The following is a 12,988-nucleotide window of genomic DNA, read 5'->3' as shown; positions in this document are numbered from 1 at the left end:
CTTTAACTCTCGGCGTTAGCGAAGTCATCAACCGCCCAATATGCGATGTGCGTTGCCGTAAAAGTGAATATTCTGAAGGACCCGGGATGAGAGGTAAAAGATCAATGTTGAATAGTTCGAGCATTTGTCGCTGCAATATAAAACGCTATCCGCAATCCGCTCAGTTTGATGGCAAAAGGTTTAACAATAAGATCCCACGCCAGCAGTTAGGATTAACTGAGTTCGCCAAACTATTCTGGGATTTTGCCTTTAACAAACCGAAAAATACCGCACCTGAATCTGCGCTGCCGCTCATCAAACTCGACGCGCAGCAACTTGGGGCTGCGGCGGATAACAGCGTATTTCGCCTTGGCCACTCATCATTGCTATTTAAAATGCAGGGCAAATACTGGCTGACCGATCCGGTATTTACGCAGCGTGCTTCGCCCTTTACGTGGTTTGGCCCGAAACGCTTCCAGCCTGCGCCGATTGCGCTTGAAGATTTGCCGCCCATTGAAGGGATCATTCTTTCGCATGATCATTATGACCATCTGGATTATCACACCATTTTGCAGCTTAAAGATCGCGTGCGCTATTTCCTGACGCCGCTGGGTGTCGGTGATTTACTGATATCCTGGGGCGTTGCGCCGGAAAAAATCACTCAGCTGGATTGGTGGGAATCAAAGAATATCGGCGGTATTCAATTTGTCGCTACGCCATCGCAGCATTTTTCTGGCCGTGGCATGTTCGACATTAATAAGCGGCTGTGGTGCTCATGGAGCATTATCAGCGATGATTTCCGCCTGTTCTATGGCGGGGATTCCGGTTATTTCGATGGTTTCAAACAGATCGGTAATAAATTCGGCCCGTTCGATATGGCCTTTCTGGAAAACGGCGCTTATGACCGTCGCTGGGCCGATATTCATATGCTGCCACAAGACACCATCAAAGCCTTTATCGACCTCAACGCGAAATGGCTGTTCCCAATTCACAATGCCGCTTTCGATTTAGCGTTTCATGCATGGAATGATCCGCTTAATCAAATCGTGACGCTGGCGCAGGAACAGCAGATTAATGTGTCGATGCCACAACTCGGGCAGGGCGTGCAATTTTTGCAGCCGCAGCAAGAGAAAAAGTGGTGGTAAATGATGCCCGATTGCCAGGCAATCGGGTTATCCGGTTATTTCGTCAGTTCGCCCGCGAATGAACGCATTTAGCTTAGTGCGGCAGGCGGTGATTGCCGACATCAGCAGTGAATCCTGCGCCATCACGCTTACCCGGCGTCGCTGGATTTGGGCGGATTATTCTCTGGCTGCGGACGCGTTTCACCTCGCTCATCACGACGACCATGCCAGTCGCAGCGATCGTGATGACCACGATGACCAAAGCGATTGCGGCGATGCTGCATAAACTCTTCGCGTTGTTCCGGCGTCATCTGCATCCAGCGTTCGTGCATGCGGCGACGCGCCATGCCGAACATGCCCGGACGGAATCCCAAACCGCCAAACAAGATGCGGCAGAACGCCAGCAAGCCCAGCGCCTGCCAGAAACCGATGCTTTTCACACCGATGATGCCCGGCAGCAACGCATTCCACAGCGACATCACCAACAAGCCCAGCGCGGCGATAATCACCGCGCCCATCAGCAGCGGTTTCGCCAGGCGATGACCGCCAAAATGATCCCGATGACCGTGTCTGTGCATATCAAAATCTCTCATTGTTTTGTCCTCATGACATTAACGGATAACTGCTGGTGATGAGGTAGACGAATGAGCAGTGAGAATATTGCTAAAAAAAAACGTAATAAAGAAAAAGGCCGCCGGATGGCAGCCTCGCGTTATGGATTTTTTACTGCTGAATCAGCGCCTGGCTTTATCGCGGCGTGGACGAATCACAATATCTGCAATCTGCGTATCTTCCGGGCTATCCACAATAAACCGCACGGCGCGCGCCACCGAACTCGCATCGAGATACTCCTGCGGATTGATCGGTGCATGGTTACCCGCGCGGGCACGCGAGGCTTGATTCATCGGCGTATCGGTTGGGCCGGGCGCGACTGTCGCGACCCGCACGGCATGTTCGCTCTCTTCGCTACGCAGCGCATGCGCCAGCGCGGTAAGGGCAAATTTGGAGGCGGAGTAAATGACGTGTCCCGCTAACGCCAGCGTCCCGGAGCCGGAGTTGATAAACACCACTTTGCCCTGTGAGGCGCGCAGGGCGGGCAAGATTAAGCGCGTGAGTTCTGCAGGCGCAATGACATTAATGTTCAGGTGATGTTGCCACAGTTCTGGCGTGGCGGAGAAGGTAGTGCTGAGAATCGAGATCGCCGCCGAATGCACCAGCACATCAACCCGATTTAATGTGGCGGTGAACGCGGCCACGGCGGCAAAATCTGTGATATCCAGTGCAAGCGGAATCACATTGGTGACCTGTTCTAAAGCCTGCAACGTTTGCTGATTGCGCCCAATCGCGTAAACCTGATGATCGGCCGCCAATAACATCACGGTTTCCAGGCCAATGCCGCTGTTGCCGCCGGTGACAATCGCGACCGGTAATGCTGATGCTGTCATAGGTTCCTCTCCTGTTGATGATTTCAAGCTATGGAAAAGGATGGCCGCAGGCAAATGCCGAAATTGACTATGAATTGCTGGCTTTCGCCATTCAGCTTCTTTAGGGTGCGCATTGATGCGCACCAGGTCGAAATTCACACCTTTTTCAGGCTGCCAAACGTCTGTTTGCCGTTAAAGAACGTCGCCATCACCGGCGCGATGTGCGCAACAGCTTCCGCAGAGCAACTGGCGTTAACCAGCATCATGGTGGCGTGGTCCTGTGCTTTCGGCCATTGCTGTTCGCCGTGGCTATTCAGCGGCAACACCTCGTTGGTGGCGATACCTAACGCGCGACTCAGTGAATACTCATCCGGCCCACGATAGAGCTGCGAATAGACGTTGGCTTTCTCCAGCATGCTGCCGCTGCCAAAGGGCTGCCAGTGATCGGCGATGGTGTCGGTGCCCGACCACACCGGCACGCCAGCGGCGCGCAACTGCGGCAGCGGCATGATTACGCGACCAATCGGTACGGTGGTGGCGATACTAAACTGCTGCTCTTTTAATTCCTCAATCATCGCCGTCAGTTCGTTACCCTGTAACGTCCCCAGGGCAAAGGCGTGGCTGAGGGTGACTTTGCCTTTCAGCTGCGGATTGTCGCGCACCGTTTTCAGCATGTAGCGAATCGCCGCCACGCCGTGCGGCTCGGTTTCGTGCAAGTGAATATCGATGGGTGCAGCGAAATCGAGTGCGATGCTGAACAGGGTATCCAGTGACTTTTCCATCGCGCCGTCAACGTTGGTTGGATCCAGTCCACCGACATAGTTCGCGCCCATCTTCATCGCTTCGCGCATCATGCCTTCGACGTTTGAGCGAAGTAATCCGTGTTGTGGGAAGGCGACAATGTCGGCATGAAAATCATCACGATGGTTGGCAATCGCCTGCTGCAGATGCTCAAGACCGTGTAATTTGCTGACCGGATCAATATTGCAATGGCTGCGTGCAGAACTGCTGCCTTTGGATTGCAGCAGGCCAATCAGTTTCCCGGCACGGATTTCAGAAGTCGGCAGCAGTTCGGGCAGGATCTGCTCTTCCTGATGAATCATATCAATCACGCTATGGCGCGGCAGCGGGGCGCGCCAGCTTTCGCCGTAGAAGGTTTTATCGAGATGGATATGCATGTCGCGCGTGGCGGGCAGCAGCAGATAACCTGCGGCGTCCCACGTTGGCAGATTAAGGCTAACGCCCGCAGGATGAACGGCGGCAATCTTGCCAGCGCTCACCTCGACATCATATAAACCGGTTTGCGTGGCGGTGATCACATCTTTATTGCGGATAAAGGCTTCTTCCAGGCGCACATTGCGCAGCAGAAAGTGCGTGGCATCAACGCGGCTGGCAGGCGCCGGTTGGCAGGTTTCTACCGCCTGAATGCTGCGGCTCATGCCCGCGTTGAGTAAGGTACCTGCGGCGGTGAGTTTCATGCCGGCGGAGAGAAAATCCCGGCGATTGCCGGGTGATAAGAGGCTCATGAATTATTCTCCTTGTAAGGGAGAATAACCCTAAAATAGCCGCTGGCAGGGCGCTGCGATATTTTCCACTGCTGGCTATGGTAAAAACTAATGACCGCAGTGATTGCTACTCAGCAAGATGAATTCGTACCTGATGATTTCCGACGTCGCAGCTGAGTGTGATAGCATCATCGGCACTCAGCACATCATCCAGCCACAGTTGATAAGCGCCGGGCGTGCGCCGCATCTCAATCTCATAGCGCGCGGACCCTTCATGATAAATCACCTTCGCGCCCGGCCATGCTTTGGGCAGACGCGGACGCAGCCGCAATTTATTGCCGTGGCGCGTGATGCCGAGCAGGCTTTCGATGATCAGCTGATAAGTCCAGCCCGCCGATCCGGTGTACCACGTCCAGCCGCCACGACCTTCATGGCTCTCGGCGCTGTAGACATCCGCCGCCATCACGTAAGGTTCTACTTTGTAAGTTGCAACAGCTTTCGCATCCAGACTGTGATTGATCGGATTGATCAGCGCCAGCAACGCCCATGCGCGCTCGACCTGGCCCATCTCGGCGAACGCCATAATTGCCCACAGCGCGCCGTGCGTGTATTGCCCACCGTTTTCACGGATGCCAGGCAGATAACCGCGAATGTATCCCGGATTGGGGCCTGCGCCATTGAACGGCGGCGTAAGCAGTTTAATCAGGCCGTTATCGCTATCCACCAATTGCTGATCGAGCGCCTGCATCGCCGAGGCGCATTTGTCGTGATCGCCAGCCGCAGACAGCACCGACCAACTCTGCGCGATGGCATCAATGCGACATTCGGCGTTGCGCTGTGAACCCAGGGTTTCACCGTTATCGAAGTAGCCACGCAGGAACCATTCACCATCCCAGGCGAGCTGATTGATCGCCGTTTTCAGCTTCTCCGCCTGTTGTTTGCACAAGCTGGCGGCTTCCGGCTGATCGATACGGGTGGAGAGCGCGGCAAAGCGCGTGAGCACGCTGTAGAGGAAAAAGCCGAGCCAGACGCTTTCACCTTTACCGGCAATACCCACTTCGCTCATGCCGTCATTCCAGTCGCCGGAACCCATCAGCGGCAAACCATGCTCACCAAACCGCAGACCATGCTGAATGGCACGCAAGCCATGCTGCCACAGGTTTTCCTGCAGCTGACTGACGTTCGGCAGGCTGTAAACTGACTCTTCTTCGGCGGTGAGCAGTGGCGCTTCAAGATAGCTAATCGGCTGTTCTAACAGCGCAAGATCCTCCGTGGCGGTGATGTAGTGGCAGAGTGCAAAGGGCAGCCAGAGATAATCATCTGAGCAGCGGGTGCGCACGCCGCGTCCGGCGGGCGGATGCCACCAATGCTGCACATCGCCTTCAGGGAACTGGCGGGAAGCGCACAGCACCAGCTGCTCGCGCAGTAAGTTGGGCGCGGCGTGGGTGAGCGACAGCGTATCCTGCAGTTGATCGCGGAAGCCAAACGCGCCACCGGACTGGTAATAACCGCTGCGCGCCAGCAAACGGCTGGCCAGCGTTTGGTACAGCAGCCAGTTATTCGCCAGCAGATTCACCACCGCATCGGGCGTCTGCACCTCGACTTTGTTGAGCAAACCGCGCCATTGCTGTTGTACCTGCTGCAGCTCGGCTTCCGCTTGTTCGCCAGGCAGAAATTGCTGCATCAGCATCAGCGCCGCTGCGGTATCTTCCGCCGCGCCTAACACGAACACCAGCGTGCGCGTATCTCCGTCAATCAAGGTGATCAGCGTTTGCAGAGTGGCGCAGGGATCGAGCCCCGCGCCGGTGTTGCCTGATAAACCGCGCGCTTGCATCATCGCGGGCTTACGCGTCGAGCCATTGCGGCCCAGACACTCAAGGCGATTACCGCTGAAAGCAATCTGATTGCCGGATGCGGCGAAGAAGGCGGTGCGCATCGATCCGCTGCTGGTATAGGGATTTACCGCCAGAATGGCGCTGCCATCTGCCACTATCGCCGAAGAAGTTTGTATATGGCGGGCAGATTGGCTCATCAGCTCACCCAGAACCCATTCGACGTAGCCGGTGATCGAAAAATGACGGGTTTTGCCAGACAGATTACTGAGCTGAATCAGGGTGATTTTCGCCGCCTGCTCGCCAGCTACGAAGGTGGTGAGCGTGCTGCTGATGCCTTGCTCCTGATGCATAAAGCGGCTGTAACCCATGCCGTGCTGCGTCAAATAATCTCCGGCGCCGCGCATCGGCAGCGGCATAGGTGACCAGACATCGCCGCTCTCCTCATCGCGCAAATAAAAGGCTTCGCCCGACGTATCGCTGACCGGATCGTTGTGCCACGGCGTCAGGCGGTATTCATGCGCATTTTCATACCATGTGTAGGCCTGACCACTTTCTGAAATCACGCTGCCAAACTGTTTATTTGCCAGCACATTGCACCAGGGCGCGGGCGTCTGCTGATGTGGGGACAACAAAATGTGATATTCACTGCCATCGGCGCTGTAGCCGCCGGTGCCATTAAACAACTGCACGTTTTCCGGCGCAGCGAGGCGAGCGGGCGCAGGAAAGGCCTGTTTATGCGCCAGGAAGCGGCAAGGCGGCGCCACCGGCTGCGGTTTTAACAGCACCGTCAGCTGGTCGGCCAAACTGCCGTTGCGGCCTTCCAGCACCACGGCAGCTACGCTGAGTAGCAGCGTGACATCTTCGGGCGCAAAGTGCTCGCTTTGGCGCAGGAAGATGCCGCCAGGCTTATCGGTCAGCATCTGCATATCGCCTGATGAAATCATTTTGATCAGCTGATTTTGCAACAGCTGCTGATAGCCGATTTGCTCGCCGTTGAGGATCACCAAATCTACCGTCAATCCTTTCTGGCGCCAGTATTGATGCGCTTTAATCAAATTGCTCACCAGGCTGAGCTGGGTACCGTTTTCGATGCGCACCAGCACGATCGGTAAGTCGCCAGACAGCGAGTGTCGCCACAGCGACGATTGTCCCAGGCGATTCTGCTGCAGACGCTGGCTGTCGCCGCGCATTTCAGGGCTGGCAAAAATCACCGCGCTGGCGAGCTGGTTATACAAACTGGCATCTTCGGCGAGGATATTCAGCTGGCGCAGCGCCACCTGACTGTGCGAGGCCGCCATTTCAAATACCCGATTGGCGTAGACATTGTTGCGATACTTCTCTATCAAGCCAAGGCAGACATCACGCTGCGTGGTGACGCCATACACCAGATCGAGGGTGACAGATTTACCCGCTTTGATGGCGATTTTCTGGCGAATCGACATTAGCGGATCGAGCACCGCACCGGCGCTGCCGCTGAGTACGCCATCGGCTGCCATCGCCTGCGGATTGGCGGCGGTTCTGCCGCGACCAATAAACTGTGCGCGGTCGGTTTCATAATGCGTATCGCGCTCGCTGGTGCCGTGAATCAGCAGGGCGTGGAACATCCACAGCGGCTCGGTTTTCTCATCGCGCGGGCGGCGATGCGCCAGAATCGCTTCCAGTTCAGTGACGATTTCGGTTTGCACAAACAGGTTGCTGAACGCCGGATGCGCCATATCGCTGGCGGCAGAAGCCAGCACCACTTCCGCATAGCTGGTGATGTCTATTTCACGCAGCTGGCGTGAATGGTTGGTCAGGACGATGCGGCGGATTTCCACATCATCTTCTGGCGACACCACCACCTGAGTGCGGGTGCTGAGCGTTTCCATGCGCGATTCAAACTCCGCGCCGGCGTCGGTAAAGCGCGCAATGTGCTGCGGGCGCGCATCACCGCTGGGCTGGAACGTCGGGCTAATCAGCTCGCCGGATTGGCGATCGCGGATGTAGCAGAAGATACCGTGCTGATTGCTGGTGCCATCGGCGCGCCAGCGGGTTAACGCCAATCCTTTCCACTGGCTATACCCGGTGCCGGATTGCGTCACCATCACATGATAATTGGCATTCGACAGCAGCTGGATTTGCGGCAGATGCGCCGCCGAGCCGCTGAACTCGCGCAGTTCGGGCGTATCTGAACGCGGTTTGATCTCGCTGGTGTCAACGAAATGCCGACGCGGGGTATACAGCTCAATGTCATCCGGCACGCGCTCCTGCAGCAGCAAGTAGGAAGACTGGAAGCGCGCACTCGACATAAACCGCGCCACCATCGGCGCTTCATGCAGCAGGTGCGAAATCGCCAGAAAACCCATGCCCTGGTGATGCGCCATGTAGGTTTTCACCGCGACAAATTGCTGGCCGCGCGCCAGGCGCTGCGCGGTGAAATCGAGCGCCTCATAGAAACCGTATTTGCCGCAGGCACCCATTTTTTTCAGTCGCATCAGGTTGTCGGTGGCCTGATGCGGCAGCACCATCAGCGCCAACAGCGAGGCGTAGGGCGCAACCACATGATCATCGTTGAGGCCACGCTTCAGCCCTAACTCTGGCGTACCAAAGGCTTTGTATTGATAGTTTTGGCTGTCATCGAACGCGGCGTAAGCCGACTCGGAGACGCCCCACGGAATCTGCGCGGCATCACCGGACGCGATCTGCTGTTTCACCGCCGACAGTGCCATTTTTTCCAGCAGCGTATCCGGGTAAACCGGCATCACCAGATGCGGCATCAGGTACTCAAACATCGAGCCGCTCCACGACATCACTGCCGGCTTGTTATCCAGCTGGGTAAACAAACGGCCCAGCACGAACCAGCTTTTTACCGGCAGCTGATTAGCAGAGATGGCGTAGTAGTGCGTCAGGCGCACTTCGGACGGGAAGAGATCGTAATGGCCTTTATCGAGCGCGCCGCTGTCGAGATTGTAACCCACGCTGAGCAGCGCGGTTTTTTCGACATAGAGAAAGCGGAAATCCATTTTTGCATGATCTTCCAGCCGTCCTTCCAGCTCCAGCAAGGTCGCCATGCGTTCACGCGCGGCCCACATCACAGACGCCGCGAGCTGAGAGTTGAGGCCGGGGCGATGAAGTTCCAACTCACTCAGCCACAGCAGAGAAGGTAAGGCGGCAGGCAGATCATCATCCGGCGTGAGCCAGCTGAAAAACAGCGTCCACTCCTGCTGCAAATCACTGAGCTGGTGGATAAACCGTTCGAACCATTTTACCTGCAACGGCGGCAGCTGCATCTGCGCCAGCAGAATTTCACTCTGCGCGATCAGCGACGAGAGATGACTGGCAATCGCAACGGGCGCGGCCTGTTGCAGCGCATCAAACTGCGCGGTTAACTCATCCCAGCGATCGTTACGCTCTGCGCCCATCTGCGCTTTCGCCAGCAACAAGGTGTCATTCAAGCCCGCGATAATCACCGGTAAAGCCAGCACCGGCAGATGCTTCCATTGCGCCAGCCCGGCCTGCAGGGTGGCGAGGTGCGCGGCGAGATTGCCGCTATCGACGGTGGAGACGTAGCGCGGATTTAATGGCTTCAGCGTGTAAGTGTCATACCAGTTGTAGAGATGTCCACGAAAATGCTCCATGCGATCGAGGCTATCCAGCGCGGCGAGCGAACGGGCTATCACCGGTTTCTGCGTAATGTAGCCAAAATCCCATGCGGTTAAATTGGCCAGCAGCGACAGGCCGATATTGGTTGGCGAGGTGCGATGCGCCACCACCGGCTGCAACACTTCCTGAAAATTATCCGGCGGCAAGTGGTTATGTTCGGCGGTGACGAAATCTTCAAACCAAGCCCAGGTGTGACGCGCGGTGTGGCGCAAAAACTGTTGCTGCTCGGTGGAGAGCTTTTTCTGGCGCGAATGGGCCGGTTTACTCAACTGCCACAACAGCCACGGTGTGATCAGCCACAGCAGCGAGATCGGCAGCGCCAGCGCAATCAATTCAGGGTTAACCAGCGCGGTTAAAAGTGACAGTGCAACGCCCGCCGCTGGGTTAAACCACATCGCCTGATAAAAATGGCGCAGTGACGGCGTGGGCGACGAACTGCCCGCCGAGGCGCTTTTCCATTCATGGAGAAACTGCCCGCTCACGTTGAGTCGCCACAGCGTGACGATAATCGCCTTCAGCGACCAGTAGCTTTCATGCGGTAGTGTCGCCAGCGTCAGTCCCGCGCGGCTCAGGCGCATTAACGCATCCAAAGACAGGATAGAGAGATGATGCTGCCAGGCGCGCGTCTTGCTTTTGCGCATGCCTTCCATGCTCAACGCTAAGGCGCTGGGCAACAGCAGGAACAGCGCAATGTAGCCGAGCCAAAACGGCGGATTCGCCACCCAACTAAATGCCAGAAACATCAGCAGCAGCAAGGCGGGCGCAATCAGGCTGCGACGCAGGTTGTCGAACAATTTCCAGCGCGACAGTGCACTGAGCGGATTGGCCTGATAGCCGCCATCCTCCAGACGCACGCGCAGTTTCAGCCAGTTCAGCAGCTGCCAGTCACCGCGTACCCAGCGAAAACGCCGTGCCACATCGCTGAGATAGTTATCCGGGTAGTGTTCGTACAGCACCACATTGCTGACCACGCCAGAGCGCGCATAACAGCCTTCCAGCAAATCATGGCTGAGCACCAGATTTTCCGGGCAGGTATTACGCGTCGCGCGGGTAAAGGCCGCCACATCGTAAATGCCTTTGCCGACAAACGAACCTTCGCCAAACAGATCCTGATAGATATCGGAAGACATCGATGAATACGCATCGTTGCCCGGCACGCTGCTGGAGAGACGCGCGTAGCGGCCCTGGCCAAAGGGCGGAATCTCCTCCGCCAGACGGGGCTGCAGAATGGCATAACCTTCCACCACGCGATTCAGGCTGTCATCAAACACCGGCGCATTGAGCGGATGCGCCATAATGCCAATTAGCTTGTGCGCGGTTTCTCGCGGCAGAATGGTGTCGCTATCGAGGGTAATGACGTATTTCACCGTGCGCATTTGCGCCTGGCTGGCGCCGACGATGACGTTAAACATCTCCGCTTCGCCCTGCAGCCAGCGATTGAGCGCATGCAGTTTGCCGCGCTTACGCTCATAACCCATCCACACGCCCTGCGAAGGGTTGTGCACGCGGTTGCGATGCAGCAGAGAAAACAGCACATCACTGTGCGACTTGCTGCTGTAACGGCGGTTGAGCGCCTGAATTTTCAGCACCGCGTAACCGATGATTTCGGCATCATCGTCATCGTGTTCGGCCGCGCTGTCGGTGAAATCGGCAAGCAGCATAAAGCTGATGTTGTCGAGCGCATTACCGAGATAGCTGGTTTCCAGCGACCGCAACAGCGCATCGGTGCCATGTTTGCTGCTGATTAAACAGGGGATCACCACCAGCGTGCGATCGCCATCCGGTACCGCCAGCTCGTAATCAAGTCGCGGAAGCGGTACCGGATGGCGGGTGCGGGTTGTCACTTCGCTGAGCAGCTGCAGGGCGAGCTGGCTGCTGATTAAGATCACCGCCGGCACCAGTAATAGCCACAGCACCACCGACATCGCGGATTGATGAGTGAAAAACAGCGCTTCGGCGCTGAAAGCGGTGGTCAATAACGTCAGGCTGCCCAGCCAGGAGAGCAGCGGCGTTTGGCTGAGATGATGGCGCGCCTGATTCAGCCAGGAACGGCGCGGCTTTAGCTGTTGCTCAAGCTGCGCACGCCCTTTATCCAGTAGGAAGTAACCAATATGCTGTTGGCGCGCTGGCAATGCGGCCTGACGGCTCAGCGCCAGCACCTGATTGGCCACGTTTAGCTCGTCGAATTCGCTCTGGCGAGCCAGCTCTTCAACCACATGCCGATATTGATCGCGGCTGTCAAAATGCATCTGCGGATAAATCCCGGCGGGATCCTGCGCCAGCACCTGCTCGACCAGGCTCAGCGACTCCACCAAATCCTGCCAGTTTATTTCGCCAAGCTGGCGCAATCCGGCAATACTATTGCTGACCGAGAGCTGACTCAGTGCCAGCTGGCGGTTGAATTGTTCAATCACATCCGCAGTATTACGCCCGGTGTTCAGCAGGTGTTGCTCCACCCACGTTAGCGCCAGCGAGTGATTCTGCCCATTCAGTTTGCGTGCCAGTTCGGCGACAAACGCGCCGGAAAGCTGATCTTTTTTGTGCGCCATATCGGCGATCACCTGAATCACGCGAGTGGCGTCCCTGGCGGAGTGATGAACGATCTCATTAATCCACGCTTCGGCCTGGCTGCGCTCCTGATGAATCTCGGCAACGCCTTGCGCAATACGTGCGAGGTTATCGAGCAGCGCAAAGCGCAGCATGGCGGGAAGCGCCCAGAGTTCACCCATCAGCAGCGGCGTCACGCGTTGATAAGCATGAATAAAGGTCGCCAACACTGCTGACTCTAAGCGGCCATCACTGTGGCTGATCATCTCATCCGCGATCGCCTGAATACGCAAAGAGTGCGCGGGGTCCTTCAGCGCAGGTAAACCCTGACCAAATTTGGTGGGCAACAGATGGCGCACCATCCGAATTTGCTCTTCAATAATATAAAAATTATCCAGCAACCATTCGCCAGCCGGTGTCAAATTACGCTTCTCACCGGTACTTAATATTTCAGCGCTTTTTATCAGCGCCTGTTCGTTTTCCGTCAGCCGCTGCAATAATTTATAGCTTTTTTTGGCGTCGGAAAGATGATGCGTTTTTGCCAGACGCTCGCCATATATTTCCATTTGCCGCTCGGAAAAAACATCTGGCCGGTTCGCCTGGTAAACACCGCTGTGATGTAAAAACTCAAAACTACTGCGTGCCGTTGCCGGAAGCGCACTACTGCTAGTGAATGACCCGGTGGGAATTTTATTTTTCATAATGGCGTCGCAAAAATTCCAATGGATTATAAAAGTCAGCACTATCAACAGGAAAGTTGACGGTATAAGAGAGGGTGAGGGAAATATTTGTCTGTTTTGAGTATAGTGCCAAATCGATCTTACGGTTGGTTTATAAAATAAAAGTTAATTTAAAACATTTAACTGAACGTAATGATGGGGTTGAGGATCTTTAACGTGGTTGTCAAGTGTGAGTGGCAATGAAAATAATCA

At 56.0% G+C, this 12,988-nt stretch carries 5 protein-coding genes; 1 reads left to right on the top strand and 4 read right to left on the bottom strand.

Going from position 1 to position 12,988, the window contains the following annotated elements:
* Positions 1–104 precede the first annotated feature (104 nt).
* Entirely contained in the window at positions 105–1,124 is a 1,020-nt protein-coding gene (locus tag P6287_RS21755; RefSeq protein ID WP_277974999.1) for an MBL fold metallo-hydrolase, read from the top strand.
* 128 nt (positions 1,125–1,252) lie between these two features.
* Here the strand turns inward: P6287_RS21755 and P6287_RS21750 are convergent, their stop codons facing one another.
* From P6287_RS21750 to P6287_RS21735, 4 genes are all read right to left on the bottom strand, one after another.
* Entirely contained in the window at positions 1,253–1,696 is a 444-nt protein-coding gene (locus tag P6287_RS21750) for a hypothetical protein (protein WP_277974998.1), read from the bottom strand.
* A 141-nt stretch (positions 1,697–1,837) separates the two neighbouring features.
* Positions 1,838–2,548 carry an SDR family oxidoreductase gene (locus P6287_RS21745; RefSeq protein WP_277974997.1) on the bottom strand — a complete coding sequence of 237 codons (711 nt, stop codon included), beginning with the start codon at positions 2,546–2,548 and terminating at the stop codon, positions 1,838–1,840.
* Between the two features lie 134 nt (positions 2,549–2,682).
* Complete coding sequence (locus P6287_RS21740; protein WP_277974996.1) at positions 2,683–4,053, bottom strand: amidohydrolase; 1,371 nt, start codon at positions 4,051–4,053, stop codon at positions 2,683–2,685.
* Between the two features lie 106 nt (positions 4,054–4,159).
* A complete protein-coding gene (locus P6287_RS21735) occupies positions 4,160–12,622 on the bottom strand; it encodes a glucoamylase family protein (RefSeq protein WP_277974995.1) in 8,463 nt (2,820 codons plus the stop codon).
* Between the last annotated feature and the right edge of the window lie 366 nt (positions 12,623–12,988).

Source organism: Pantoea sp. X85, from assembly GCF_029623675.1.
In the GTDB taxonomy this organism is placed as follows: domain Bacteria; phylum Pseudomonadota; class Gammaproteobacteria; order Enterobacterales; family Enterobacteriaceae; genus Pantoea; species Pantoea leporis.
This window is presented reverse-complemented; position numbering and strand designations above follow the sequence as displayed.

Coding starts and splice junctions, on each gene's coding strand:
- P6287_RS21755 (WP_277974999.1), top strand. CDS start 105: ATGTTGAATAGTTCGAGCATTTGTCGCTGCAATATAAAACGCTATCCG.
- P6287_RS21750 (WP_277974998.1), bottom strand. CDS start 1,696: ATGAGAGATTTTGATATGCACAGACACGGTCATCGGGATCATTTTGGC.
- P6287_RS21745 (WP_277974997.1), bottom strand. CDS start 2,548: ATGACAGCATCAGCATTACCGGTCGCGATTGTCACCGGCGGCAACAGC.
- P6287_RS21740 (WP_277974996.1), bottom strand. CDS start 4,053: ATGAGCCTCTTATCACCCGGCAATCGCCGGGATTTTCTCTCCGCCGGC.
- P6287_RS21735 (WP_277974995.1), bottom strand. CDS start 12,622: ATGGAAATATATGGCGAGCGTCTGGCAAAAACGCATCATCTTTCCGAC.